This is a genomic window from uncultured Maricaulis sp. (assembly GCF_963975345.1).
Lineage (GTDB): Bacteria > Pseudomonadota > Alphaproteobacteria > Caulobacterales > Maricaulaceae > Maricaulis.
The window spans coordinates 186832-212750 of record NZ_CAXBGE010000003.1; the positions used below are offsets into that span (position 1 = coordinate 186832).

At 59.7% G+C, this 25919-nt stretch carries 22 protein-coding genes; 12 read left to right on the forward strand and 10 right to left on the reverse strand.

The annotated features are described in order from the left end of the window. The first annotated feature begins 9 nt into the window (after window positions 1-9). From AAC029_RS04175 to AAC029_RS04185, 3 genes are all read left to right on the forward strand, one after another. Window positions 10-1707 (forward strand): hypothetical protein, encoded by a 1698-nt coding sequence (locus tag AAC029_RS04175; protein WP_339744277.1) that lies wholly within the window; start codon window positions 10-12, stop codon window positions 1705-1707. 68 nt (window positions 1708-1775) lie between these two features. Beyond that, a complete protein-coding gene (locus tag AAC029_RS04180; protein WP_339744279.1) occupies window positions 1776-2363 on the forward strand; it encodes a DUF1214 domain-containing protein in 588 nt (195 codons plus the stop codon). Then, on the forward strand, window positions 2360-2890 hold the full coding sequence (locus AAC029_RS04185; protein WP_339744281.1) for a DUF1254 domain-containing protein: 531 nt from the start codon (window positions 2360-2362) through the stop codon (window positions 2888-2890). Before AAC029_RS04180 ends, AAC029_RS04185 begins: the two co-directional genes overlap by 4 nt. Before the next feature lie 72 nt (window positions 2891-2962). Here AAC029_RS04185 and AAC029_RS04190 read toward each other — a convergent pair whose 3' ends face one another. Continuing rightward, on the reverse strand, window positions 2963-5176 hold the full coding sequence (locus AAC029_RS04190) for a prolyl oligopeptidase family serine peptidase (RefSeq protein ID WP_339744283.1): 2214 nt from the start codon (window positions 5174-5176) through the stop codon (window positions 2963-2965). A gap of 101 nt (window positions 5177-5277) precedes the next feature. On the opposite strand from AAC029_RS04190, the gene dapF reads away from it, so the two are divergent. The 4 genes from dapF to AAC029_RS04210 all read left to right on the forward strand — a co-directional run bounded on the left by dapF (window position 5278) and on the right by AAC029_RS04210 (window position 8538). Continuing rightward, a complete protein-coding gene (dapF, locus tag AAC029_RS04195; RefSeq protein WP_339744285.1) occupies window positions 5278-6081 on the forward strand; it encodes a diaminopimelate epimerase in 804 nt (267 codons plus the stop codon). A 100-nt stretch (window positions 6082-6181) separates the two neighbouring features. Continuing rightward, on the forward strand, window positions 6182-7504 hold the full coding sequence (locus AAC029_RS04200) for a tetratricopeptide repeat protein (RefSeq protein WP_339744287.1): 1323 nt from the start codon (window positions 6182-6184) through the stop codon (window positions 7502-7504). Window positions 7505-7602: 98 nt separating this feature from the next. Continuing rightward, window positions 7603-7878, forward strand: coding sequence for a Usg family protein (locus AAC029_RS04205; RefSeq protein ID WP_339744289.1), 276 nt, complete (start codon window positions 7603-7605; stop codon window positions 7876-7878). 132 nt (window positions 7879-8010) lie between these two features. Next, window positions 8011-8538 (forward strand): hypothetical protein, encoded by a 528-nt coding sequence (locus AAC029_RS04210; protein WP_339744291.1) that lies wholly within the window; start codon window positions 8011-8013, stop codon window positions 8536-8538. 146 nt (window positions 8539-8684) lie between these two features. Here AAC029_RS04210 and AAC029_RS04215 read toward each other — a convergent pair whose 3' ends face one another. From AAC029_RS04215 to AAC029_RS04250, 8 genes are all read right to left on the reverse strand, one after another. Beyond that, entirely contained in the window at window positions 8685-9080 is a 396-nt protein-coding gene (locus AAC029_RS04215; RefSeq protein ID WP_339744293.1) for a DDE-type integrase/transposase/recombinase, read from the reverse strand. A 173-nt stretch (window positions 9081-9253) separates the two neighbouring features. Further along, a complete protein-coding gene (locus tag AAC029_RS04220) occupies window positions 9254-9964 on the reverse strand; it encodes a VTT domain-containing protein (protein WP_339744295.1) in 711 nt (236 codons plus the stop codon). Window positions 9965-9992: 28 nt separating this feature from the next. After that, window positions 9993-10763 carry an SDR family NAD(P)-dependent oxidoreductase gene (locus AAC029_RS04225; protein WP_339744297.1) on the reverse strand — a complete coding sequence of 257 codons (771 nt, stop codon included), beginning with the start codon at window positions 10761-10763 and terminating at the stop codon, window positions 9993-9995. Beyond that, window positions 10760-12085 carry an FAD-binding oxidoreductase gene (locus AAC029_RS04230; protein WP_339744299.1) on the reverse strand — a complete coding sequence of 442 codons (1326 nt, stop codon included), beginning with the start codon at window positions 12083-12085 and terminating at the stop codon, window positions 10760-10762. Before AAC029_RS04230 ends, AAC029_RS04225 begins: the two co-directional genes overlap by 4 nt. A 13-nt stretch (window positions 12086-12098) precedes the next feature. Beyond that, complete coding sequence (locus tag AAC029_RS04235) at window positions 12099-13526, reverse strand: UbiA family prenyltransferase (RefSeq protein WP_339744301.1); 1428 nt, start codon at window positions 13524-13526, stop codon at window positions 12099-12101. Then, complete coding sequence (locus AAC029_RS04240; RefSeq protein ID WP_339744303.1) at window positions 13526-13951, reverse strand: GtrA family protein; 426 nt, start codon at window positions 13949-13951, stop codon at window positions 13526-13528. Before AAC029_RS04240 ends, AAC029_RS04235 begins: the two co-directional genes overlap by 1 nt. After that, the gene (locus AAC029_RS04245) at window positions 13948-15273 is read right to left on the reverse strand and encodes an NAD(P)/FAD-dependent oxidoreductase (protein ID WP_339744305.1); all 1326 of its coding nucleotides are present in this window, start codon (window positions 15271-15273) and stop codon (window positions 13948-13950) included. Before AAC029_RS04245 ends, AAC029_RS04240 begins: the two co-directional genes overlap by 4 nt. Before the next feature lie 13 nt (window positions 15274-15286). Beyond that, window positions 15287-16219 (reverse strand): NAD-dependent epimerase/dehydratase family protein, encoded by a 933-nt coding sequence (locus AAC029_RS04250; protein WP_339744307.1) that lies wholly within the window; start codon window positions 16217-16219, stop codon window positions 15287-15289. 173 nt (window positions 16220-16392) lie between these two features. Here AAC029_RS04250 and AAC029_RS04255 point away from each other — a divergent pair, with 173 nt between their 5' ends. The 5 genes from AAC029_RS04255 to AAC029_RS04275 all read left to right on the forward strand — a co-directional run bounded on the left by AAC029_RS04255 (window position 16393) and on the right by AAC029_RS04275 (window position 24388). Next, the gene (locus AAC029_RS04255) at window positions 16393-17931 is read left to right on the forward strand and encodes a hypothetical protein (protein WP_339744309.1); all 1539 of its coding nucleotides are present in this window, start codon (window positions 16393-16395) and stop codon (window positions 17929-17931) included. Between the two features lie 9 nt (window positions 17932-17940). Next, the gene (locus tag AAC029_RS04260; RefSeq protein ID WP_339744311.1) at window positions 17941-19683 is read left to right on the forward strand and encodes a hypothetical protein; all 1743 of its coding nucleotides are present in this window, start codon (window positions 17941-17943) and stop codon (window positions 19681-19683) included. A gap of 5 nt (window positions 19684-19688) precedes the next feature. Continuing rightward, entirely contained in the window at window positions 19689-20717 is a 1029-nt protein-coding gene (locus tag AAC029_RS04265; protein ID WP_339744584.1) for a glycosyltransferase family 2 protein, read from the forward strand. Between the two features lie 117 nt (window positions 20718-20834). After that, window positions 20835-21701 (forward strand): hypothetical protein, encoded by an 867-nt coding sequence (locus AAC029_RS04270; protein ID WP_339744313.1) that lies wholly within the window; start codon window positions 20835-20837, stop codon window positions 21699-21701. Next, window positions 21698-24388 carry a glycosyltransferase gene (locus AAC029_RS04275; protein ID WP_339744315.1) on the forward strand — a complete coding sequence of 897 codons (2691 nt, stop codon included), beginning with the start codon at window positions 21698-21700 and terminating at the stop codon, window positions 24386-24388. The genes AAC029_RS04270 and AAC029_RS04275 overlap by 4 nt, the downstream gene beginning before the upstream one ends. A gap of 1049 nt (window positions 24389-25437) precedes the next feature. Here AAC029_RS04275 and AAC029_RS04280 read toward each other — a convergent pair. Further along, window positions 25438-25812: a hypothetical protein gene (locus AAC029_RS04280; protein ID WP_339744317.1), complete on the reverse strand. Its 375-nt coding sequence runs from the start codon at window positions 25810-25812 to the stop codon at window positions 25438-25440. Between the last annotated feature and the right edge of the window lie 107 nt (window positions 25813-25919).

A 25919-nucleotide genomic window follows, 5' to 3' on the forward strand; every position in this document is an offset into this window, starting at 1 on the left:
AGGCTGAGAATGACCAGCGAAATCCATTACGAAGTCTTCTTGAAGAAGAACCGCAAGGCCGCCTGGACCTTGTACGAAGCGCGTGATGATCGGGAAATCGCCATCCGACTCGCGCACGAACTCTACGCCAACAACAAGATTGGCTCGGTCCGGGTCACCAAGGAGCGCTATGATGAGGAAGCGCGCACGTTCCGCTCGGTGCCCATTTGCGAGCTTGGTGAAGAGAAATTCGCCGGCGAGGAGGAGAAGACAGGCACCGCAAGCCTGCCATGCCTGGCACCGGACGATTTGTCCAAACCCCATGCCCGAGACACCATCCGGCGCGTTCTGACCGCCTGGTTCGAGCGGCTGCAGGTGCTGCCGATGGAATTGTTGCACCGGCCTGATCTGGTCGAGACGCTCGAAGCCTCCGGCACCGATCTCCAGCATGCGGTGCAAAAAGTCGCAATCGCCAGCGCCAAGGATAGCGACGCGAATGTCCACGGTTTCGTCAAGCAGCTGAACGAGCTGATTCAACAAGCCCTGACACGGATCTACCAGGATGCGCGCGCCGAGCGCCTTCCAAACTACCCCGATTCCAAGCCTTTCCATGACATTGTCACCGAAATCCATGCCAGCGACAGGCGCGCCTATCAATTGCGCGCCGCGATGGCGAATCGTCTGAAATCGGCCAAGAGATACAGCGACAAGCTCGATGCCTTGATGGAAATGGCGGACACATTAAAGCTCGAAGGCGAGACGCGAGTATTCGCGATCGCCGAAATCGACAGCTATGCCGCCGAAGTCATCAGCTTCGACGCCGGCATGCAGGCCCTGCTGGGACCTTGCCGTGATCTCGGCGAAACGCTGGAACGGCTGACTTGTCTGTTCGATGGCGACGACACTGCAGACGCGATCAACTACGCGCCGAGCATCTGCAAACGGCTGACGCGCCAGATCAGCACCGGCGAAATGGATGCCTGCCGCACCGTCATCGCTCAAAGCCTTCTGACTGAATTGCAACGACCCAAACGCCTGCGTCCGACCAGCCTGTTCGAGGAAGTCCGCTTGGCGCGGGAATTGGCACAAAAGCTGGTGATGAGCCCGAACTCCCTGTTGCCGACCGATGCTCTGATCAAGGCGTTTGCGGCGCGCTCCGCTCGTCTGTTGCATCCGGAAACGATCGACGAATTGCTCAAAAGCGCCCGCGATCCGGACGAGGAACTCGAGCTCTTGCTGGCGTTGGAGGAAAACATTGTCGGCGAGGCCAACAAGCAAAAGCTCGCTGGCTATGCCCATGGCATGCTGGGCTCACAAAATGCCCTCTCCTGGTATTTGCGCGGGCCGAACAAGCCGCTCGAACGGCTCGCTTCATTGACCGCACATCAGCGCCGGGTGCTGAAGGGGCAATACCCTGCCCGGGAAAAAGCTGAATTGGCGAGCGCGATCGACGCGCTCGGCATGAAAGTTATCGATGAGAGCAAAATCCTCAACGCGGTCGAGGCGGGCGAACGTCCCGCCCTCGACAAGGCGACCGGATTGCTGCGCTTGGCGACGGCCGGCGCCTTGCCAGTTGGCCAGTGCTGCTCCGATGCCCAGGCGCGCGCCGTGCGCCATCTCAAATCCGCAGGCGGCATGAGCGAGGCCAAGACCGATGACGGCAAGGCCAAGCTGCAACAGATCCAGGCCATGCTGATCCAGATGGCGCCGCGCGCTAACGCTGCATGAGACCGCTCCGCGGTCTGACGACCGCCGCGAACCTTTCCAAGCCACAGCGCCACGTCTAGGCTTTTTGCATGTGGATCAAAACCGGATTGGCGGCATTGGCGGGACTGGCATGTGGCGCGGCCTTGGCCTTGCTGCTGGTGTTCGGTCCGCTTGAGATCGGCGGCACGCAAGCGGGGCCCTGGAAAACCAATCTTCTGATCGGTGACCCCTCAGCCAGCGCCGTCGTGCGCGCCGCCATCGCCCGGCGTGGTTTACTAGCGCTCAACCGTTCGGAAGCCATCTATTTCAACGCGACCAGCGACGAGAACGGCGAACGCCTGCGCGAGGAATGTATCTACCAGGTCAGCTTCGAGCGCGAACCGGATGCGCGCTGGTGGAGCCTGACCCTCTATGCCGACGATGATTTTCTGGCGGTCAATGGCGATAATGCCCATTCGATCACCGCCGAACACGCCGCAGCCAGTGCCGAAGACCCGATGACGGTGACCATCGCCGCGTCGCAGCCCGGAACGCCCACCTACTGGATGAGCTCACACAATGCCGGCCGCTTCGCGCTGACGCTTCGGCTCTACCAGCCGGATGCGTCGATCAGCGCCAGCCCGGCTTCGGCGGCCTTGCCGCTGATCGAGCGTCTGTCCTGTAGGGGTGAAGCATGATGCGCCGCGCCCTACCGATCGCCGCGGCTTTGCTCGCCGGCCTGCTCGGCTTCTGGCTGACGCTGAACTGGACACCTGGCTTCATCATGTCGCGGGCGATGGAGAAGATGGAAAGTAGCGGTGCCGTCACCAACGCAGCCATGCACGCGCCGCCGATCACCGAAGCCAGCCGCAATGTCGTCCGGCCGAGCCCGGACATTTTGTATTCAATTTGCCCGTTTGACCTGTCGCAAGGACCGCTGCTGATCCAGGCGCGCTGGCCGCGAAGCGGCAGCTATGCCTCGATCAGCGTGTATGACAGCCGCACCAATAACATCTTCACCCTGAATGACCGCGATCTTGGCCGCGCGCCCGCAATCTGGCTCGACCGGCCCGACGCCGAAGCGGCCCCGGACGGTACGATCACCGCCGAAAGCCCAACCGAAGCCGGTCTCGTTCTGTATCGACGGATTGTCGAAGATCCATCAATGCTTCCGCGCGCCGATGCGGAGCGCCGCAGTTTCCGGTGCGACGCACAGACGCGCTGACCTGCAGCCTCCAGACATGAAAAAACCCCGGCGCCAGGCTCCGGGGTTTTCCATTCAATGCGGTGGAAGCGTCTATTCCGGCGCAGTCTCCGCCGCCGGCTCATCGGGATCCATCAGCTTTTGCGTCAGGAAGGTGTAGAGCAGGGCGTCGCGCCGGGCGTACTCCTCGAGATTGGCGGCAGCGGCATGGCCGCCAGCGGTGTTCTCATAATACAGATAAGGATGGCCAAGCTCTTCGAGCAAATGCGCCATCTTGCGTGCATGGCCCGGGTGGACCCGGTCATCCTTGGTCGAGGTATAGAGGTAGATTTCCGGATAATCGCCATTGGCATCGACATTGTGATACGGCGAAATCGAACGCAGGAACGCGCCTTCATCCGGATCGTCCGGATCGCCATATTCGCCCATCCAGGAATTGCCCGCCAGCAGCACATTGTAGCGCAGCATGTCGAGCAGGGGCACGGCGGAAACGACGGCATTCCACAGATCCGGGCGCTGGGTGTACATCACACCGGTCAGCAGGCCGCCATTCGACCCGCCATAAACGCCGAGATGGCGCGGGCTGGTCAAACCGGTATCAATCAGGTTTTCAGCGACCGCTATCAAATCATCATAGATGATCTGCCGGTGCATTTTCAGACCCGCCTGGTGCCAAGCCGGGCCGAATTCACCGCCGCCACGAATATTGGCGACGACATAGGCGCCGCCATTTTCCAGCCATAGCTGGCCACGGCTGCCCGAATAGCTGGGCCGGATCGAAACCTGGAAACCGCCATAGGCGTAGAGCAGGGTCGGCGTGGTGCCGTCCATCACCGTGTCGGCGCGGCGGACCACGAAATACGGGATCATGGTGCCATCGGTCGATGCGGTTTCACGCTGCTCGACCACCAGGCCATCAGCATTGAAGCGCGCCGGAACCGATTTGATCGGCTCGACCGTCAATTCGGCCGAATTGACCACCGACAGGGTGTCGGGGGTCAAAAAGCCTTCCGCCGTCATGAAGGCGATGTCTTCGTGGCGTTGCGTGCTGCCCAGACCGATCGTCATATTGGCCGGAACCGGGATGGTCTCGGAAGACCAGACCCCGTCATTGAAGTGGAAAGCCTCCAGTCCACCGACGACATTTTCATCGATCTCGACCAGGAAGGCCGTGCGCGTCGAGCCCATGCCACCGAGCGACTGGCGCTCGCGCGGAACATAGACAGTGTGAACCTCGGGCAATTGCCCGCTCGCGGCAAAGGCTGCCATGTCAAACGACAGGAGCGAGCCTTGGGCGAAGCTGGTTCCGCCTTCGACCGGCGTCCAGTCCTCTTCAATGGTGAAGATCAGCTGGCCGTGAAAAATGTCCTGGATCGAGGATTTCGCCGGCAGCGGCATTTGTACCGGCGCGGCGTCGGCCGGCAGATACCACCAATTTGTGTCGTAGAAAGTGACGGCTTGGGAGGCCATCATATAGACCGCGTCGTCGAAATCCTCGACGCGGAAGGTAAACAGGCCGACATCCTCGCGATCACCGCGCACCACTTCGGTCGCGTCTGCCAGCGCCGTGCCGCGCTGCCAGCGATAAGCGACCGATGGATAACCTGACTCGGTGGTGTCGGCTTCGCTCGTCGCAAGGCCGACCAGAAGCGTGTCGGCATCGACCCAGCTGACGCCGCCCTTGGCTTGGGGCGTTTCAAACCCGCCCTCAACGAAGGCCCGATCCGAGACCGAGAATTCCCGGCGTACGGCGGCATCTGAGCCACCGTCGGACAGGGTGATCATGCATTGATCATAGGCCGGGGCGAGGCAATTGGCGCCGCGCCAGACCCAATTCTTGCCTTCGGATTCCGACAGCGCGTCGAGATCGAGCACGACATCCCATTCCGGTGTGTCGGTGAGATAGCTGTCCATCGTCGTGCGGCGCCACAGGCCGTGCGTATTGGTCGCGTCCTGCCAGAAATTCCACACGAAGCCGCCATAGAAAGCGCCACCCGGAATCCGGTCCTCACTCTGATAAATCGCCAGCGCCCGGTCGAACATGCCCTGATAGCGCGCATCGCCCTGCAGCCGATCGAAGGTGCGTTCGTTTTGTCCCTCGACCCAGGCGAGCGCGTCTTCGCCCTCAACCTCTTCAAGCCAGGCCCGGGGATCATTATTCGGGTCGATCTGGACGATCTGCCGACCTGATGTGGCGGCGCTGTTGTCAGGTGTCACGCTGTCTCCATTATTCGCTGCCGGCTGGGTGCATGCCGCAAGCAGCAAGGCCCCCGCCGTCGCCATCCATTTGTTCGCCATATAACGCATCGTCGAATCCCCTTCAGCCGGTTCAGACCACAGTTAAGCCCGGACTGGTGCTGGACGTAAAGCGCAGTCAGCGCTATCGCATCAGGATGAGAGCCCGATTGATGAACGGTGCCGGCAACGCCTTTATCCTTGCCGATGCGCGTGACAAGCCAGCCCCGACGGCGATTCCGGCGAACGGGATCCGTGACTGGGCCCGGCGCTGGCCCTTCGATCAATTGCTTGTGCTCGAAGCATCCGACCGGGCGGATGCCTTCATGCGGATCTGGAATTGCGACGGCCAGGAGGTTGGCGCCTGCGGCAATGGCACCCGTGCCGCAGCTTGGCAGATGATGGAAGAGACAGGCCGCAACACGGTGGCGATCGACACGGCGGCGGGCATTCTGCTGGCCAGCCGGCGTCATGGCGGACAAGTCAGCGTCGATATGGGCGCACCAAAACTGGACTGGCACGAGATTCCACTCTCGCGGCCGATGGATACGGTCAGTCTGGATTTCAGGGCCGAGATCGATGGTGTCCGGATCGAGAATCCCGGCGCTGTCAGCATGGGCAATCCACACGCCGTATTTTTCGTCCGCGATGTCGAAAACCTGCCGATTGAGAAACTGGGCCGCGAAGTTGAATTCGATCCGACCTTCCCCGAACACGTCAATGCCGGCTTCGCTCAGATCTATGACCCGACCCATATCCGGCTGCGCGTCTGGGAACGTGGCGCCGGGCTGACACCGGCCTGTGGCACCGGCGCCTGCGCGGCGCTGGTCGCAGCTCACCGGCGCGGTCTCGCCGAGCGGAGCGCTTCCATCATGGCAGATGGCGGCGAATTGCAGGTCGAATGGCGCGAAACGGACGGCCACGTCATCCTCACCGGCCCGGTTGAGGATGAAGGCGAAATCGAGCTGGACCTCTAGCGCCCCCCCTGCAGCGGTTGTAACTTTGCATGGCGGCAAAACTCAATAACATCACCTTCAGGCCCCATTCCTGACACGGGCCAGGATCACGAATGGGGCCATGTCGATGCGCAACCACTTCACCCTGCGAAAATTCCTCACCGCGACGGGGCTTGCCGCCCTGCTCGCCCTGCCGGCGTTCGGCCAAGAGGCGGGCGTCGACGCCGAGCCGACGCCACAAAGCATTGCCATGGAATTGTTTGGCGGCGCCAACACCGCCATGCGGGCCGGAGACTTTGAGGCCGCCCGGCGGATGCTGGAAGCCGCGCTCGACCTCAAACCCGGCCATCCAGCCATTCTGGGCGGTCTGTTTCGCATCGCCATGTCCGCCGATCGGACCGGTGACGTCTTCGATGTTCTCGAGCGCATGGCCGATGCCGGGCTCAGCTATGACACAAGCGAAACTGCCGAAACCCTTGGTGAGGCTGATGCCGACCGGCTCGCTGCGATCAATCTGCGCTTCGCCGCCAATCTGGCGCCAGCCGGCCATGCCGAACGCGCTGCTGTGATCGACCGGCCCGATGCCCTGATCGAGGGCGTCGCCGTCGATATCGAGACCGACCGGATTTTCCTGTCCTCAGTCGCCAATCGCGAAATTCTGATGCTTGAGCCATTCGCCCCCAACGAGCCGATTGTCTTCGCTGACCGCGCGTCCGGACTGTGGTCGGTGTTTGGTATCGCCGTCGATGACCGCACGCGCATGGTCTGGGCCACGTCTGGCGTCGTGCCACAAACACCGCTCACCGAGGGCGAGGAAACCGGTACCGCCCTGTTCGCATTCGATTTGACGACGGGCGATCTTTATCGGCGCTACCAGATTGACGAAGCCGTGCGGCTTGGAGATTTCGTCGTGCGCGATGGCACGGTCTACGTCTCCGACGGCGCCGCGCCGCGCATCTATGTGCTCAATTCGGTTTCCGGCCAGCTGGAATTACTGGTCGAGGACCCACGTTTCGTCAGCCTGCAAGGTCTGGCACTGGCGCATGGCGCTCTCTACGCCGCCGATTATGCGATGGGAATCTGGCGCATTGATCTGGGCGATCACTCCGTGTCGCAAGTGCGGCCCGGCGATGAGAGCCTGATCGGAATTGACGGTTTTCTCAACACGCGCGACGGCCGCCTGATCGCCGTGCGCAATGGCGTCACGCCGCATCAGGTAATGGCGATCGACCTGGATGAAACCGGCCGCGCCGTCGAGAATGTCGATGTGGTTCTGCGCGGACATCCGGACATGGCCGGCGATACCGAACCGACCCTGATCGATCTCGCCGACGGCCGGGGCTGGCTGGTCGCCAACGCCGCCTGGCCACTCTTCCCCGAAGACGGATCTGCGCCTGACCAACCTCGTCCCGCGACTGTCATCCTGGAGATGGACCTTCCGTAAACGCGGCGCTCAGGAAAGATTCATCGCTCATCGCTATTCTGGAGATTATCGCGCGCCGCATTCCTGATCGGATTGGGCGCCAGCCCAGGGAGATGGCCATGCCGGAGATCGATCGGGATTTTGCTGCCCAGATGACGGGGATGCGGCTGACAACCGCGGAAGTGCTCTACTACATGCCAGACCATCCCAGCCTGCTTCAGAGCTTTGTCTGGCAGACCCAGGACATGGCGCCGAAATATCCACGTCTGATCCGGTTTCTCGATTTCTGGCGGCAGGAGATCGAGGCGGTGATCCACACGGTGCGCGTAGTCCATCTGGGCGTTATCAGCCCGGCACATTGGCGCAAGGTCGATCTCGAATTGCGGCTGAACTAGTCTGGGCACAAGCTGCGGCAGCGGGTCACCAGACCGCTGGCCTCTCCATAATTTTCATGCGACCCTTTAAATCCTGACTGGACGGCGCATACTTCCGCCGTCCCGAGCCGGACATTGACCAGGGAGACGCAGATGAAACGCATCCTTCCAATCCTCGCGGGCATGACGCTGCTCGCCGCCTGCGCCACGCCGACACCCTACCAAGCTGCCGAGGGCTCCCAATGGGGTTTCCAGGAGAGCCAGATCGAGGCGAACCGGTTCCGGGTCTCCTTCAACGGCAATTCCCTGACCGACCGCGAGACCGTGGAGACCTATTTTCTCTACCGTGCCGCCGAGCTGACGCTTGAGCAGGGCTTTGATCATTTCCTCGTCGTGCAGCGGGCGACGGATGTCGACTCCCGGGTCATCGGCTCGGGTCCGGACCCGTTTTTCCGACCGGGTTTTGGGCTGTATTACAGCTATTATCACCCGCGCTGGGGCTGGTATGGCGGCGGTGACCCGTTCTGGAATGACACCAATTACCGCGAAATCAGCCGCTATGAAGCGAGCGCCGAAATCCTGCTCGGCCACGGCACAAAGCCCGACGATGCCAATGCATTCGACGCCCGCGACGTGATGTCCAATCTCGGGCCGCAAATTATGAGACCGGGTGCCAGCTAGCTGTCGTTTCTCAAGACGTTGCTCAGCAGGTCGTTGAGCCTTTTGGCTAGCGATTGCTTGGCGAGAGCCTGGTGCGGTCTGGCGGTATTGTATCAATCGAGGTCGAGATTTCGGCTGCGCGATGAGCGATAGGCAATAGCGTTGGCCTATTCGCGCAGCAGGGTTTGGATGAAGCGTTCGGCCTTGCTGTTGGTTCTCGGCGTGTAAGGCCGGGTGCGGATATGGCCGATCTTGAGGCTGCGCAGAGCCTGGGCGAACGGGCGCGAGACGTCGGCGCTGCCATTATCGGTCATGATGTGCTCGACGGTGATGCCCCGTGCCTTGAACCAGCGCAGCGCCCGGACCATGAAGCCGATGGTGTTCGCACCCTCGTCGTCCGACAGAACCTCGACATAGGTCAGACGGGTGGCATCGTCGATGGCGGTGTAGACGCATTTCCAGCCAGGGCCGGCACAGCGATTGCCCTTGCGCTGTCCGGTGACGCGAAATCCATTTGTAGACCGTGCGCACCGATATACCGAAAGCGGCGCCAATCGTCTCAACGCTCTGGCCCGACTGTCGACGCTCGACAATCAGGGCTCGCGAAAACGGCATCGTTCTGGCATTTCTATGGTTGTTCACCCGGGTCTTTCCCTGTCGCTGATTGTCTCGCAACAACCCGTCTCAAGGCTTCAACCCGAATGAGCAAGCTTATGAAAGTGCACAGCTAGCTCGTTCATCGCGGCTCGAGGCGCGGAGCGCGCCTGAGCCAGATCAGGTAGATGATCCCGACAAGTCCGAGCGACCCGGCGGCAACCAACGCTATCAGTGGAACCGAGGTCGAGGCGCTTGCCGGGTTCGCTACGAGTTGGCCCAGTTGTGCGCCCAAAATCGCAAATGCCAGTGGGCGGATCCAGCCGGTCAGTCCGGTTCCGACCATGAATCCACGAAAATCGCCACCACAGGCTCCGACCAACAGCGTACAGCCTGCCGAGGGCATAACTGGAAACAGTCGGAGGGCGGCGGTCGCCGTGAGCGTGTCGTTCTGGATGTGGCGCAAGAGGCGGGTGGCCGCGCGCCGCGCCGCGCCACTGACAAACCGCCAGACAAAGCGCCGTGCCCGCCGCGGATGAGCCCGTGCAAACCCGAAAAGGACGGCGCCGGCCACCAACATTGCGGCGAAGTAGATCAAACCGCTCCACCAGCCGACAAAGGCGCCGGCCAGCATCAGGGACACAGTGCCGAGCGGCACGATGATCAATTGGGACACCAGGAAGTAGAGAGCCACCAAAAGCACGAGCGTGAGGCTGGCTTCGTCGACCGTGAGAAAGCGCACGACCCAGTCTTCCAGAGGCGCCTTCGCAATGACTGACCCCGCAAGCACGACCACGAGCAAGGCAATGACAAAGGCGGGTCGCCAGAAACTACGGCTATCGCTGAAACTCATCCGGTGCTTCCGCGACACCCCCATCGGATTATAGGTTGACCTTGTTGAAGATGAATGCCGGCGTGGCGCGGATGGCCAGCATGATCCAGCGCCAGAACCAGGGCGCATATTGGACCGGGCCACCTGATTGAATGGCCCTGCAGACGGCTTGTGCGATGTCGTCCGGCTGCGCCCATAGCGGACCACCTTTCTCGATATCGGCGGTCATTGGCGTGTCGACGAAGCCGAGCTTCATGTTGACCGCGCGGGGTGCGCCAGTCTTGTTGGCCCATTTATGGGCGAGACCCTGGACCAGAACGGATAACCCGCCCTTGGCCGCGCCATAAACATAGTTGGAGCGCCGGCCCCGGTCGCCGGCGACCGAGCTAATCGTCAAAAGTACCTGGTCAGGTTTTGGGTGGGTTTCGAGGTGTTCCGCCGCTGCAAGTACCCACAAGGCCGCGCTCGTGAAGTTCACGTCAATGATTTCGCGGGCATGGGAAAGGTCGATTTCTGCGCGTGCCTGGTCACCCAGGACGCCATAGAAGACCAGCACACCGTCGATGACGCCGCAGGCGGCCTGCGCATCAAGCAGAATGGCTTTCTGATCGACATTGTCGGCAAGATCGGTGGCAATAACGTGCACCTGCCGCGCACCACGGACCTTCAGGTCCGCAGCGGACTCCGCAAGCACATCTGCTCGCCGCGCGAGGAGCGTCAAGGCGTGCCCGTCTGTCGCCAGCCGCCGGGCAGTCGCGATGGCGCTCGCCGAGCCCGCGCCAAGGATTACGAAGTGCTTGCTGGATATCGTCGCTGTCATGAGTTTGTAACCCGTCGCCAGAAGGAAGAGGAAATGAGGGGATCTCGCAGGCTTTCCAGCGCCTGCCAATCCGGGTAGCCGGCTTGGAATACAGACGCGGAAATGCGCCCGTCCTTGGCCGGGTAGAGACGGCCCCCAGCATCGCACACAATTGTATCCAGATCGGCCATGAGCGCCAGCGTTGCGGCGCCCCGATTACGGAAGTCCAACGCTAGCGTCGCGCCCGGCATCGGGAAGGACAGCAGGCCGCGACCTGGTTTGTCGCCGAAAGATTTGAGGACCGCCAACATGGAGCCTTCATTGGCGCGTGCGATGCGCTCAAGCAGAGCCGGAATTGCATCGCGGGCTGTGCTGTGGGGAACGACGCACTGGTATTGAAAGAAGCCCTTGGAGCCGTAGGCCCGGTTCCAGTTACCAATCGAATCCAGAGGGTAAAAGAAACTTGAATAATGGCTGCGGCTTACAGCAGGTTTGCTGGTTTGGCGCCAGCGATAAAGCGTGTTGAACGCTTTCAAAGTCAGCGGGTTGAGAGCTTGACCTGGCAGATCGACCGGAAGCGTCGGGCCGCCGTTCTGATGCGCAATCAGATCGCCGGTCGCAGCCCATTTGCCGGCGGAGAATACGCCGCGTCCCAGCTGGGCCCCGCGCGCGGTACAATCGATCCAGGCAACCGTATGCTCGAACGTGTCAGCGGCAGTTGAGGCGATGTCGAAAAACCCATCCACATGACTGAACGGAATAAGGGTTTGATCGATATAGGCGGCGGCAATCGGTACGAGCTGGATCTCAACCCACGTAATCAATCCAGTCAGCCCGAGCCCGCCGATCGTGGCCGCAAATTGTTCGGGTGCCGTTTCCGGATCGACCGCGCATTCCGCGCCATCGGATCGAACCAGCCCGAATGCCCGCACATTCTCACCGAACGAGCCGGCGCTGTGATGATTTTTGCCGTGGACATCATTGGCGATTGCCCCGGCGAGCGTCACGTAGCGCGTGCCAGGTGTGGTGTGGATGAAATATCCAGCCGGAACCGCGACGCGAAGGACCTCGTCGAGGCTCACGCCCGCCTCGGCTCGCAGGACGCCCGTTTCGCGGTCGAAGCTGATGAAGCGGTTCAGCGCCGTGGTTGCAAGAAGGATATTGTCGGGGTTGAGATTGCTGTCCCCGTAGGATCGGCCGAGGCCATGCCCCAAGATGGTCAGGTCGCGGGCTTTGGCCGCATCGAACGCCGCGCCGACATCCCCCAAGCTATGCGGCCGGGCCAGCACGTGGTCGGCCCTTACAACCCGACCCCAGGAACGGATGGCGTTTGTGCGAGACATGTGAATCATGGTGTCAAGCCAGGGTGGCGATGACGAAGGCCGTCAACAATGCCGCGCCGAGCAGCAAGCTCCACCGGTCTTTCACCGCAAACGCCACTGGATCATCGTCGAGCTGACCGCGATGCGCCAGTAACCAAATGCGCATCATCCAGAGTGCGATGAGCGGTGGCGCAGCCCAGAGGGCTGCCGGTTGACTGTATATCCCTGATGGAAAGGCATCCTCTGCCAGATAGAGGATCATGATGACGACCGCTGATGCCGCACTCGAAAGGCCGAGCGAGAGCGTGAGAGGGGCGTCTTCCGGAAAATAGCCGCGTCCGCGAATCCTTAGGCCTGCTGGAGCTTCGACGACCTCGACGTGTCGTTTGGCCAGAGACATTGAGAAAAAGAACAACATCGAGAATGTCATTAGCCATTCCGACACGTGAGCACCGATAGCCAAGGCACCGATTGCGATGCGTGTCGTGAACAACGTTGCCAAGACAAAGACGTCGAGCATCGGCACGCGCTTGAGTCCGAACGAGTAGGCGATGGTGATCACCAAATAGCAGGCCAGGCCAACCGCGAGCCACGGCGCTATCAGCCACCCGACCACCAGCCCAGTGAGAATCAGGAACGGGGCCGCGAGCAATCCATGCACGACAGATAGTTCGCCCGAAGCCAGCGGTCGTGAACGCTTGGTCTTGTGGCGCCGGTCAGCGGAGAGATCCAATAAATCATTGAGAAGGTAGGTTCCGGACGCGACCACGCCAAGCAGAAGAAATCCGGCGACTGCAAGCAGGATGGCTTCGGGCTCGAGAAAGCGCCCACTCAAGCCCAGGGGGGCGAAGAGCAGAAGGTTTTTGGCCCATTGGTGCAGGCGCAGCGCCTTCCGCCAGGATTTCAGCCCTCCACCCGAATTGGGAAAATCGGCCTCCACTGGCTTGCCGAGCCCGTCCGCGACCTTGCGGGTATGGGCCGAGGGGCCAGCAAATATGATGCCGTCGGCATCGCGCCAGACTTTAAGGTCGGCGCGGCTGTCGCCGGCGTAGACATAGCCGTCCGGGAAGAGTTGCCGGATGTAAGCCCGCTTCTCATCGCCCTTGAGGTTGGTCGACCCTGAAGACCCGTGGGCGGCATCGAACAGATCAAAATGAGCGGCCACCGCATCGGCAACGGACTGGTCGGCTGCAGTCACCAAAACGATGGTTCGGCCGGTGGCTTTCTCGCTTTTGAGGTAGCTGAGAAGGTCCTCGCGGACGGGCAGGCCCTCCAGATCAAGGTCCGCCTTGGCGCTGACAAAACGCTTCAGTGCGGGCCGACCGCCACGAATCAGACTTGCGACGGCGCCTGGCAGAGCGGTTGGTCGATGCAAGACCAACCCGACCAGTCCCTCGGCCAGGGTGTCGGTGAGTAGCAGCGTTTCGTCGAGATCAACGATGAGGGGCAGGTGCTGGGTCATCAGGGCTCTTCTTGGCCATTTGCGGCCGCGTCGGCCTTTTTTGAGAAGGTGAAGTGGCGGTGCCCAAGATAACTGGTCAGAATGGGTGATGCGACGCCAACTGCATGTGCGATCGAAGCGGCGTGCCAGTCCCAGCCTATGGCGGGTAAAATGAACCGCACCAAGCCGATCGTCACCAACCAGACCTGGGCCAACGCGACGATATTGACCAACGTAAACCGGACGGATTCGTCAGAAACCGTTCGGCCACTCGCCGCAAACACAAATAGCCGGTTCAGGGCATACGCCGTGACCATGCCGATCAGATAGGCGATGACAACGGAAAGCTCCAGCGTCATAACGCTGGATAGCGCAATGCGTGACAACCAGTTAACGGCTGCGGCGACGCCGCCGGCAACGACGAATGTGACAAATTCGCGGCTCATACCGTGCCCTGACCCTGCCGGGCCTTCTCCATGCTGTTCACCATAATTTTGGCGAACCGGGCACTTTCTGAAACGCCCCGATCTTCCGGGTAGTAGAAACACGTGTCGGCGATCTGCAAACCGGCAATTGGTGTAATGAAATCAGGAATTAGGTCAGCAAATCCCGTTTCGCATACGGGTTGGGCATAACGCAGTCGAGCCACGAAGGAGGCCACCCGGTCAGAGTCCTTGAGTTGCGGATTCACGGTGCGCAAATAGGCGAAACTCTCTTGAATAAACTCTTCATCCGGACGGCCGAATTTCGCATTCGTCTGGGGCATGTAATAGGGCACATAGACGACATGATCATCGCCAGTTGGCCGGAGATTCGAAAACTCGACGAATCCCGGGATCTGCATGTCGGGGTCAGACACATTGACCCAAAAATTGTCGGTGACCGCGCGCCGTAACTTGTGCAGCACGCAGACCACGCCGATGTTTTTGAGCTTCTCATAGGGCGCGCGCATGGCCGGGTCGCACTGACTTAGCAGCCCGGGCACGTAGGGCATGGGGACCGTAGAAATGACATTTGGGGCCTCAAACACACGCCCATCAGCGAGCTCTACGCCTCGAACGGCATCGCCCTCGATCAACACGTGTTCCGCGCGGACGTTATAGTGGATAGTGCCGCCACCAGCCTCGATCGCCGCCGCGAGCGCGTTCATGAGAGTTTCCGTTCCGCCCTCGATATAGCCGAGACGTTCCTCAAATAATGATTTACGTGAATTGCCCAACCGTTTGATGCGTTGCCAAATCCACGCCGCCGACACTTCGTCGGACAGCTCGTAGAATTTGAGCTCCAGCAACCGGCGCCAGAGGCGGTCATAGGCCTTCTCGCCCGACCAGCCGATGAACCAGTCTTTGGCGCTGATTTTGTCCAGGCGTTCCCAGTCAGACCGCTTGGTCGATACGAACATCTGTAACCCGTATCGAATTTTCGTAATCAGATCGATGCCCGGCGCCATGAGCAGGGATACAGGGTCCCCCCAGCGGATCAGACGGCCATCCAGATAATAGCCCATCTTTGTCGAAACCCATTTCATGGCATCAGGCATGCCCAATTCGTCGAGCAATTCGAGTGTGTCGACGTCGGACAGGCAGCAGAAATGGTAAAACCGCTCGATCGACAGGCCGTCGAAATCGAAGTGCGCCGCCATGCCGCCGGGGCGGTCATCTGCTTCAATCACTTCGACGGCATAGCCGCGTTTGAGGGCGTGATAGGCGGTGGCCAATCCCATGGGGCCAGCGCCGATAACGACGAGTTTTTCAGGAGGTTTGGCCATGGCAGGGTCCGGATCAGAACTCGAGAGAAATTTTTGCGTATTCGGGATGATTGAAGGTGAGGTCCAACGCGGCAACAAACGGCGTTTCTTCGACCCCGAAAATGTCGGGCCAGTCGATGACTTCGAAAAGATCGGGGGTGGCGAGCGCTTTGAGTTGACTCGTCGTGAACGGTGGATTCGAGTTGAAGAGAGCGTAAGTCTTCAGCATTAGCCAGAACAGGCTGTATGGCAAGGTGACGATCCGCGTGCGCGCCGATACCGTGCGCTTGATCGCGCGGATCATGTCGATGTAGTCGATAGTCTGGCGGCCCGAGATGTTGTAGGTGCCCGTTATTTTCTGATCGAGACAGGCGGAGATGATTGACGAAAAGTCGCCTGCATACAGCGGCTGGCGTCGGTAGCGACCCGATCCGGGGATGGGGAAAACCGGGTTCCTGTCCATGAAGCGACGCAACCAGCCCAAGTGCTTACGGTCGAACCAACCAAACATCAGGGTCGGCCTCAGGATGACTTGTCGGATATCAGCCTTCACCACTATGGCTTCCTGGGCCTTTTTGGACTCGGTGTAGAAATCCACGGCTTGGGAATTCACGACCGACGAGCTGATATGGACAAGATATTCGGTCTCGCCATCTTTCATCGCGGAAAGGCAAAGCTCGGTCGCCGTAATATTGTTGGCTGTGAATTCTCGCTGATCCAGGCCACCGATTTGCGCGTGCAGAAATATCGCAGCATCGCATTCAGCCAATCTGGCTTGCCATGGACCGGGTACAGACAGATCGCATTCGATAACCTCGATCTCCGGATGGAGGCGGCGCAAAGTTGCGGTGTTGGCCGGGTGCTTGTCCGCAGCCACGATCGTCAGATTGGATTTGGCTTTGAGCATGGGGATCAGATTTTGACCGACCAGGCCCGCTGCGCCGGTTATAAATACACGCTTCGACATGACACCCCCACCTTCACACCCCGCTTAAAGCAAATGCGCGATCTGGACGCAATCCTATAAGTCGCTTGTGCTATGGCTTGCGCTGTCGGCACAAGAACGCTTTAAGCTTGTATTACGTCCGCGGTGCGTGATCGGCCCGGACCGAGTATTGGGCCGCGCGGCACGGGGGATTCATGGATTTATTGGTTTTGTTTGCCCTGTCGTTTGCCCAAGCGACCGTAATCGCGCTCGGGGTACTTGTTCCTGCAACGTGGGCTCTGGATCGCGGTTGGGATGATTCCACCAGCACTGCCATCGGCCTCGTCGTATTCGCCTTGGTTGGCTGGGTTGGTTTCTTTGTTTATTGGGCCAATCCTGTGCTCGGCGATGTCTTCAGGGTCATCGTTCTGATCGGGGGGGCATGGATGCTGTTCCGCCAATGGCGCGTCGGATTATTGCGCAGGGCCGTCTGGCACAACCTGATGGCCATTGTCGGCATCATCCCGGTTGTCACTGTGCTCATGCTGTGGGCGTTCGCCGGAAGCGATTTGTCGGAACCACTCGTGACTGCGGCGTCGCGGTGGAGCCACAATCTGCCCCTCGATAACGCAATCCCTTTGTACTTCGCCGAACACCTGCGGCAGGGTAACATTCCCTCTCCAATGATCGGTGACTGGCTAAGCTCCGACCGGCCGCCACTGCAGACGGGGTTGTTCCTCATTTTCCGGCTACCAGTTGACGGGGAGCTCGTTTATCAATCAACGGCAACAGCATTGCAGGTACTGGTTGTGCCTGGGAGTTATCTGCTGGCACGGGCCCTCGGCGGCGATCGCACAATCTCGACTGTCGCCGCAGCGACAGTGATGTTTGCCCCATTCGCGTTGATCAATTCGATCTATGTGTGGCCGAAGATGTTACCGGCGGCTCTGCTCTGCGCGACGGCGGCAATTCTGTTGAGCCCGCGTTTTGCGATTTATCGCTTATCCTGGAAATCAGGCGCCCTTGCAGGGGTTGCGGCGGCACTGGCTCTTGGGGCGCATGGTGGCTCAGCTTTCGTTATAGCGGCCTTCGCCGGTCTTGCCCTGGTCCTTCACCGGTTTCCGCGGGCTGGCTTTCTCATCTCCGGAGTCGCCGCTGCCACCTTGGTTTATCTGCCCTGGATGGCCTACCAGCATTTTGCGGACCCTCCGGGCGACCGGCTGGTCAAATGGCACTTGGCCGGCGCCATCGCGCCGGATGAGCGGAGCCTGCCGGAGGTGCTTGCTGTCAGCTTCAACGAGGTTTCAGTCTGGGATTGGTACCAGGGTAGAAAGAGCAACCTTGAGACGATCATCGGTCCAAATTCTCGGCTAGTTGATCTCGCGGGCCAAGCGGCTTTTGCGCCGGATGCAGAGGAGCGGCACCGGGCGGCCGGAGAAATTCGCGCCCTGCAATTTTTTCATTGGGCACCGAGCCTGGGGATGCTGAGTTGGATATTGTGGCTTTCCCCTCTGCTTTTGCTTCACGCTTCGACGAGAGTTTTAACGCTGGCGGTCTGGGGTTCGCTATTGGTGTGGACTGTTGCGATGTTTGCCCCTGGATCGACTATCGTGCATCAAGGAAGTCTGTGGCCCCAAATCGCCATTCTGGTCGGGTTTGTTGTCGCGAGCGGGCGCTTGCACAGATCGATCCCGGTCGTGGCCCTGGTCGTTCAAGCGGCGGGAGCTATTCTCCTGTTCGGTTTTCTTGCCTAAGGATTGTTCATGCCGTCCCTCAGTGTTTCCCGTGCGGTCTTGCTTGCTGCCGCGATCCTGCTTGCTCTGGTTAGCGGGCTGCTCAGCCTAAAGGGAGCGCTAATCGGATACTCTCCGCTTCCCTTCTGGGACCAGTGGGACTTTGTCGGCAATGGCGAGATTTGGAGCAGGCTTTTCGCGCAGCATAATGAGCACCGAATACCCCTGCCGCGGCTCTTTTTCATGCTCGATAATACGTTGTTCGGTGGTCGCAACGCGTTTTTGTTGATTGTTGTGTTCGGCACTCAGTTGGCACTATGGGGAGGCTTGGTCTGGGTCGCCATGCGGGCCGGACTTCCGCTCTGGGATCTCGTCTTGGCGGGCGGGTTGGTGGGGGCTTTGATTGTCTCGCCCTACCAGATGGAGAATTTCTACTGGGGTTTTCAGGTCCAGTTTGTTCTTGTCTACTTCTTTGGGGTCATGTGCATCTGGCAGGCGGTGGCGGCGCCGCATACGCTTCTTGGACACGGCGTGGTCATCGCTCTCGGCCTGGCGTCGGCAGCCAGTCTGTCTGCCGGCCTTGTCGCTTTGCCTTCGGCCGCATTGGTGGCCTATTTCGCGGGTCAGTCCCGACTCCGGGTCGGCTTGACCGCTGCGGCTGGGCTCGCCGTGATTGCGCTTTATTTTTACGGCTACCACTCGCCGGCCGGGCACTCTAACCCGTCGGACGGCCTGCGGCACCCGATCGAGGTTGTCTATTATGCGCTGGTGTATCTCGGTGGGCCCATAGGCTTCGCGTTATCGCGGAGTGTCGCAACGGAACTCGTTCCGCTGCTGGCCGACCCGGTTCAGGCGGCGAAGCTGGTCGGTGCCTTTGGTGCTGTTTGCAGTATCGCCCTGTTGACCCTGACCTATCGCCGTCGGCCGCAGCCGATCGTATACGTATTCGCAGGCGTTGTGGTTTTTATCGGCCTGACAGCGATCATGACTGCGCTCGGTCGATGGGAGTTCGGGGCGCCACAGGCCTTGGCATCACGTTACGCCACGCCCGTGTTGTTGTTTTGGGCCGCGCTGTTTCTGTTGGGGTTGACCTGCCGGACCGATAAGGCGTCGGCTCGGCTGTCCGCCTACCAGTCCGGCCTCACGATTGGAACAGCCATGGCGATCACGGGTCTGCTCGCGACGGAAGCCGGGCACGGGCTGGATCTGGCGCGGGCCCAGCATGATCGGATGCGTAACGCTGAGACAGCAGTGATGACCGGGGTTCCGGATTATGAACGTCTGATGGCTGTGTATCCGGTGCCCGAACACATTCTCGCGCAGGGCGATCACATGCGGCGACTTCGGCTCGGCGTGTTCCGCCGGCCGCAAATGGACTGGTTGGGGCAGTCCATCGACGCATTGGGACCGATCATGGCGGATGACCTGTGCTTGGGTTCGTTTGATAGCCAGGAAAGACTTCCCGGCCAACGCGATGGTGCCGGTAGTGGCCCGGTTGAGTTTGCCATAAGAGCGAGCGGTTGGGCGTGGATTGATCGGGCTCCCGCGCGCTGGCTGATCCTTACGGATTCGCAACGCAAAGTGGTCGGGCTCGGTCGGACCGTTGTATCACGACCGGATGTCATGGCTGCGGTCCCAGGCGTGGACGCGTTGACCACCGGCTGGGTTGCGCATGGCTGGGTTGCCAGTGGGCAGCAGATGCAGGCGTATGCGGTCGGAGTCCACGGGGGGCTTTGCGCCCTGCCTCCGACAGAGCATTTTGTCACCCCATGATACAAATGCATCCCCATGCGGCGGCCTCGCCGCCAGTCACGATCATAATTGTCGCCTATAATGCCGGCGCATTTATCCAACCCTGCCTGGATGCGGTTGCCGTACAGACTTGTGCAGACTTCGAAGTGGTCGTCGTCGACAATGCGTCGTCCGATGGATCCATTGCGTCGCTTGCGCTGCCAGACGACCGCTTCCGGATACACGATGCCGGGGAGAATCTCGGCTTTGCCGCCGCGAACAATCTGGTCGCACGCGATGTTTCGACGCCATATATTGTGACGCTGAATGCGGATACGCGCGTTGCAACTGACTGGTTGGAGGAGCTGCTTGCCGCAGTCGAGCGCTGGCCGGAGGCCGTGGCCTTTGGATCGACCCAGTTGAGACTGGATGAGGTGGACGTGCTCGACGGCGCCGGGGATGTGTGGCACGCGGCCGGGGTCGCTTGGCGAGCGCTCGAAGGTCGCCCGCTTTCGGAAAACCCTCCAGAAGGCGAAACGTTTGCACCCTGCGCTGCGGCCGCGCTTTATCGGCGCGATATGTTTTTGAGCCTGGGTGGATTCGACGAAAATTTCTTTTGTTATTGCGAAGATGTTGATTTGGGCTTCCGGATACGCCTTGCTGGGCACATCTGCGTCCAAGTGCGCGATGCCGTTGTCTATCATGCTGGCTCTGGAACCACTGGCCGGCATTCCGATTTCACCGTTTTCCATGGGCACCGCAATCGGGTCTGGGTTTTCGTCAAGAACACACCCGGGCCTCTGCTTTGGTTGCTTTTGCCAATGCATATTGCCCTCAACCTGCGGATTCTGCAGAAGTCGCCAACTGCTGAATATGCGGCGACCGTTAAGCGCGCTTATGCAGCCGCTTGGGCTGGGCGAAAACAGGTCTGGGCCTCACGCAAGGCGGTGCGGGCCGGGCGCCGTGTCGGGCTCATGCAAATCCTGAGGGCGATGGCCTGGACGCCACGTCTTATCACCCGCAGGGCCGCACTGCTCAACCATGACGGCACGCGGGTGGGAACGCATCGAAACTGATGACCGCAATTGATTGCGCCTAAAGAGAATTCCGGGCTTGGAACACCCAACGAAGTTTGAAATAGTGTGAGCGTATCGGCGGCATGCTGTCGGCACAATTCGGAGGTCAGGGTGAGCATGGGTACAGCAGCCGAATCAGGGAATCGCGCCGGTCAAAAGGCTGGCGCGAAAAAATCGCGTGTGCCAGCACACGGTACTCCCGCCCGCGCGCCCACCAAGTCCGCTCGCGTCGTCAAAAAGTCGCCGCAGGTCGCGCTTCGCGAAGCCCGCGAACTCGTAACACTCCAGGACCTGGCGTTGCGGGATATCCTGCCGAAATGGGAACGTGCCGAGCGCGAGCGCGGGGAATATGCGCGAGCCCTGATGCTTGTGCGTGGCACCACGGTTTACCGGTATGGGGGTATTGCTCGTTTTCTCGGTAGGCGATTGCCTAGGCCCGGGCAATGGGTCTCCCGGGTGCTTGATGCGGGTTACGCGACAATCACCCTGCGCTTGGGGCGCTGGATCAATGAACGTCGCCATGCTGCGGCCCGGTTCGAGGAAGACCGAGCCACTATTCTCCTCAGCGGGCTGTTCGACAGCGAGTGGTATGTGTCGGCATATCCCGATGCCGCGAGCTATAAGGGTGGGCCGCTTGAGCACTTCTTACGTCATGGCGCACAGGATGGACGCAATCCGAATTCGGTATTCTCGACCAGCTGGTACCTTGCTGCCTATCCTGAAGTGGCAGGCAGCGGACGCAATCCGCTTGCCCATTATCAGCTCTACGGGGTGCCGCTTGGCTACCAGCCATCGTATAAGTTTGACGCCAATTGGTACGCTAGGAAGCATGCTAGTCTGATCAAGGACGGCATTTCGCCTTTGCAGCACTATCTCAAATACGGCCATCAACAGGGCCTGGCGACCCAGCTGCTCGACGATGTCGAGCAGTCCCGTCGTCTCGCTCCGAAGGCCGGCAAGACGGAATCTGGAGCGGGCGGGTGAACGAGAGACCGCGTTGCGTTTTGCTGAATGGCTCACTGGCCTGGCGGCGGGGACGTGTGTTTGCAGACGCGCCAATTGTCCGTGTCCATCTGCCGCCATGGGCTCGGTCTGCATTGCGAAAAGACGATGTCGACATCGTTTTGTTCATCGATGCGCCGGGATGCGACCGGGTCCTGGAGCCAACCGTCATTTTGGATTTTCAGAGTGGGCGCCAACCTGTCCTGCGCTGGCGGATCGACGGGGCCGCCGCTCAGTGTAATGGCGTGCGGCTTAGCCTGCCGCGCGGCCTTAAAGTGCTGGATTTCAAGGTCCACGACGGACCCTTCGCAGCGCGGGATCTGAACTGTTGGATCGAGCCAGCGTTCCAGCAGAAGCATTCCGGTGAACGCCTGCTGTTTGAAGCAGAGACGGGTGATGTCGGCGGCTTGGGTGCATTACAATCACAGCTCGACGCTCGCGTGGCTGCGCACATCAGTTCGGTCCAGGGCGTCGATTTCGCGCCCAATGGCTTCTTCCTCGCCCATACGGCGGATCCACAGCTCCATATCGATCTCGAAGAGCCGCTCAATACTGGCTGGTGGAGGGTTGAGGCGCAAATGGCGGTCGCCTTGGATGCGCGCCCGCGGATATATTTTGATCACGACGGAGATTATTTCGAACACGAATCAGCGATTCTAGTGCCCCGCCGCTTGGGACAGTTCATAGGATATGTACGCATAGGCCAACCTGTACACAGGCTGCGTTTTGACCCTGTGTGCCGTTTGGGTGAAACTGGAAATTTCCAACGCCTCAGCATGTCCAGGTGCGCGGCGCCGATCCATGAAGTGTTCAGACCTTCTGTGGCGCGGATTATCCAGGCTGAACGCCGAAACCGTCAAGTCCTCCATCATCTCACCTGCATGCCTCTCAAGGGAGGCCACTGGCCGATGCCCCTGTTTCCGGAAGAGGGGTTGGAGCACCTAGCTCGCGAAGCTGTTGGGTACCTAGATTGGGTGGAGGCTTTCGACTATGATCCGGCGCGCGACGACGCCGGGTATATTGACCGCCTGAATACGCTCAAGTGCAAGCCGCTTATCTCAGTGGTGATGCCAGTCTACAAAACGCCACTCGATCTGCTGGACAAGGCCATCGAGTCAGTTCGCGCGCAGCTCTACACGAATTGGGAATTGTGCATTGCGGATGACGCCTCTGGAGACAGGGCGCTCACCGCCCGTCTCGACTATTGGAGGAAGAGAGACTCGCGTATCAAGTTTGAAACGCGCAAGATAAACGGCAATATTTCAGCCGCCACAAACACGGCCTTCGCTTTGGTCGAAGGGGAGTGGATGGCTCTGCTCGACCATGATGATGAGCTTCGCCCGCACGCTTTGGCGGAAATTGCCTTGACCCTCGTCGAGCACCCCGATGCGGAACTGATCTATTCCGATGAAGACAAGCTGGACCACACCGGTGCGCGTTACGGTCCCTACTTCAAGCCCGAATATTCGCAATTTTTACTGTACGGGCAAAATTACTTCAATCACCTCACTGTCCACAAAGCCGAAAATGTTCGCGAGGCTGGCGGCTGGCAACTAGGCTATGAGGGCAGCCAGGATTTCGACCTCAATTTGCGTATCATCGAAATGGTCGAGCCCGAGAAAATCGTTCATATCCCGAAAATTCTCTACCATTGGCGCGCGGTTGCCGGTTCGACAGCGGTTGATGTGGCCGAAAAATCCTACGCTTGGGAGGCGGGCAAGCGAGCTCTGCATGACCACTTTGAGCGAACAGGTCAGGCCGTGGTGGTCGGACGGACACCCGGGTATCCATATTACCAGGTGAGCTGGGCGTTGCCGCATCCGGCGCCGAAGGTATCGTTGGTCATTCCCACACGGGACCGGGCCGGTCTGGTGCGAGTGTGCGTTAACTCCATTATCGAAAAAACGGCCTACCCCGACTATGAGATCATCATCATCGACAATCAGTCGCGCGAGATGGAAACCCTTATTCTATTTGACGAGCTCACCGAAGACCCGCGTGTCCGGGTTTTGAAATATGATGACGAATTCAATTTCTCCTCGATCAACAATTTTGGGGTCACGCACGCGAAGGGCGATATCGTCGGCTTGATCAATAATGATATCGAAGTGATCAATGCCGACTGGCTTTGGAATATGGTTGTCCTCGCTGCACGGGAAGATGTCGGCTGCGTCGGCGCGATGCTCTACTATCCCAACGATACGATTCAACATGCCGGCGTGGTTGTGGGGATTGGGGGAGTCGCCGGTCATTCGCACAAATATCTCCCGCGCGGAGCGCAAGGGTATTTCGCTCGCCTTCAGTTGGTGCATGATGTGACGGCCGTGACGGCGGCCTGCCTGGTTGTCCGGAAGTCTGTCTATCAAGAGGTGGGTGGCCTCAACGAGGCCGATTTGCGGATTGCCTTCAACGACGTCGACTTCTGTCTGAAAGTAGACGAAGCCGGATACCGGAATGTCTGGACGCCGCGCGCGGAGCTCTACCATCATGAGTCGGTAAGTCGGGGTGATGAAGACTCGCCGGAAAAGAAAATGCGCTTCCAGAAGGAAGTAGAATACATGCTCAAACGTTGGGCGACGGACAGCAGAGCGGATCGCTTCTATTCGCCTAATTTGACGCTGTTGTGGGAGGATTTCCGTTTGCGGGAGCCTGGAGAAATCCACGACTGATTTCTCCCAGTGCTGTCGGCTTGGCTATGTTTTTTGGTTGTGAAGACCAGCTATCGAGTCGCTGAACGATGCCTGCATGGCCTTACCCCTGCTGTGGGCGCATCCCAGTGGCTCGGAGGGGAAGAGGCCGCCCGTCAGGTAACGCGTCGGCAGAAAATATATGCTGACGGTAACAATCGTCGCCTGCAAACAATGGAACTCTAGACTCGATGGATGAACATTGTCGTCGAACATCCCCATATACAAAAACGTTGGCGGGCCACGCGTGGATCTCGCGTCGTAGGCGAAGTTCCACCCAGAACGGAATCCATTGAGCAGCGGATACATCCGCGACGGATCGACACCGCCCGTGGGACATACCGGGGGTCTGGAAAAAACGAAAAAGGTAAAGAGTACGCTGACTATAAAGAGTAGCGCCGGTTCGAACAGCGTTGCGCGGTTCTTGATGCCGCTCCAGCTTTCGCATGGAGCCTCCGATAGCGACCAGCTCACACCTGATAATTGAAGCGCTCGATCACGTTGAGTTTGAATGAGCCCCCTATCGTTGAGCCTTCAACACCGCGCCAGAACTCAGCTTTTGACACCGCGGATTCCATCCAATGTTCTCAATATTGCAGTGCATTTCTATCCGGGATGGATTTAATTTCCCACCGCAGTTTATGTTACGCGACCCCGATCTTTTTAGATTGTGTTCACTCCGTCCGACCTCGATGAGAACTTTCATTGGGTCGGTCCTTGTCGCTGATTATGTCGCAACAACCAGTCTTAAAACTTCAGCCGGAATGAACAAACTTATGAATGCTCACAGCTAAGGCGTTTGTCACGGGAGTGGAAACCGGCACTTCGGGCCTTGGGCGCGTTAAGGCAAAGAGCCAGAGATTTTTTATTGCTCTGTTTCCAATGGGAATTCTCTGCGATGGCAATCGGGCGGGTGCCGGATTCCGGTCGAGGCGATATCAGAAGCCACAAGGGGCAGGACTGGAATACTGTTCGGGAAGCAGTCCGGAAATGTCCGGGCCCGAGGCCTCGTCGCTAGTGGCGCACTATTCTCAATCCATCGCCTCCGGCTCAGGGGCTTTGTCACCGTGAACCTCCCAACCGGGATCTCCGCCGCCCAGATTATTGATCTGCCCATCTTCAATGCCAGCCCCGGTGCGCTGATCGTGCACTTCCCAACCAGGATCGCCGCCACCCAGATTATTGGTCTGCGGGGCCTCAATGCCGGCGCCGGTGCGCTGACCACGCCGGATCCGCACTTCGCCAGTGCGTGTGCGGCAACGCTCCCCGGCTTCGGCGTCACGGCAGAGCGACAGCGGCCGATCCTGAACCGGTTGCGCAGTCCGGCGCTGCGCTTCGGCGACGCTGGAAATAGCAAAAAAGCTAACGGCCAGCACAGTGGTGGCGATGAAGACTCTGTAGATCATGGCAGGCTTCCCCCTTGTTTGACGGAAATCTAGCATGAAATGATGCCGGGTGCTGAAGCATCGGGCTTTGACGGTCGCAGCTCTTCCTGTTTCACGATTTCTGTGAC

What these genes read in the sequence shown, in the direction of transcription:
- AAC029_RS04205 (WP_339744289.1), top strand. Translation starts at nt 7,603, where the DNA reads ATGCCGGAGATCGATCGGGATTTTGCTGCCCAGATGACGGGGATGCGG.
- AAC029_RS04185 (WP_339744281.1), top strand. Translation starts at nt 2,360, where the DNA reads ATGATGCGCCGCGCCCTACCGATCGCCGCGGCTTTGCTCGCCGGCCTG.
- AAC029_RS04180 (WP_339744279.1), top strand. Translation starts at nt 1,776, where the DNA reads ATGTGGATCAAAACCGGATTGGCGGCATTGGCGGGACTGGCATGTGGC.
- AAC029_RS04230 (WP_339744299.1), bottom strand. Translation starts at nt 12,085, where the DNA reads ATGTCTCGCACAAACGCCATCCGTTCCTGGGGTCGGGTTGTAAGGGCC.
- AAC029_RS04255 (WP_339744309.1), top strand. Translation starts at nt 16,393, where the DNA reads ATGGATTTATTGGTTTTGTTTGCCCTGTCGTTTGCCCAAGCGACCGTA.
- AAC029_RS04260 (WP_339744311.1), top strand. Translation starts at nt 17,941, where the DNA reads ATGCCGTCCCTCAGTGTTTCCCGTGCGGTCTTGCTTGCTGCCGCGATC.
- AAC029_RS04225 (WP_339744297.1), bottom strand. Translation starts at nt 10,763, where the DNA reads ATGACAGCGACGATATCCAGCAAGCACTTCGTAATCCTTGGCGCGGGC.
- AAC029_RS04265 (WP_339744584.1), top strand. Translation starts at nt 19,689, where the DNA reads ATGCATCCCCATGCGGCGGCCTCGCCGCCAGTCACGATCATAATTGTC.
- AAC029_RS04240 (WP_339744303.1), bottom strand. Translation starts at nt 13,951, where the DNA reads ATGAGCCGCGAATTTGTCACATTCGTCGTTGCCGGCGGCGTCGCCGCA.
- AAC029_RS04235 (WP_339744301.1), bottom strand. Translation starts at nt 13,526, where the DNA reads ATGACCCAGCACCTGCCCCTCATCGTTGATCTCGACGAAACGCTGCTA.
- AAC029_RS04190 (WP_339744283.1), bottom strand. Translation starts at nt 5,176, where the DNA reads ATGCGTTATATGGCGAACAAATGGATGGCGACGGCGGGGGCCTTGCTG.
- AAC029_RS04220 (WP_339744295.1), bottom strand. Translation starts at nt 9,964, where the DNA reads ATGAGTTTCAGCGATAGCCGTAGTTTCTGGCGACCCGCCTTTGTCATT.
- AAC029_RS04250 (WP_339744307.1), bottom strand. Translation starts at nt 16,219, where the DNA reads ATGTCGAAGCGTGTATTTATAACCGGCGCAGCGGGCCTGGTCGGTCAA.
- AAC029_RS04210 (WP_339744291.1), top strand. Translation starts at nt 8,011, where the DNA reads ATGAAACGCATCCTTCCAATCCTCGCGGGCATGACGCTGCTCGCCGCC.
- AAC029_RS04245 (WP_339744305.1), bottom strand. Translation starts at nt 15,273, where the DNA reads ATGGCCAAACCTCCTGAAAAACTCGTCGTTATCGGCGCTGGCCCCATG.
- AAC029_RS04280 (WP_339744317.1), bottom strand. Translation starts at nt 25,812, where the DNA reads ATGATCTACAGAGTCTTCATCGCCACCACTGTGCTGGCCGTTAGCTTT.
- dapF (WP_339744285.1), top strand. Translation starts at nt 5,278, where the DNA reads ATGAACGGTGCCGGCAACGCCTTTATCCTTGCCGATGCGCGTGACAAG.
- AAC029_RS04200 (WP_339744287.1), top strand. Translation starts at nt 6,182, where the DNA reads ATGTCGATGCGCAACCACTTCACCCTGCGAAAATTCCTCACCGCGACG.
- AAC029_RS04175 (WP_339744277.1), top strand. Translation starts at nt 10, where the DNA reads ATGACCAGCGAAATCCATTACGAAGTCTTCTTGAAGAAGAACCGCAAG.
- AAC029_RS04270 (WP_339744313.1), top strand. Translation starts at nt 20,835, where the DNA reads ATGGGTACAGCAGCCGAATCAGGGAATCGCGCCGGTCAAAAGGCTGGC.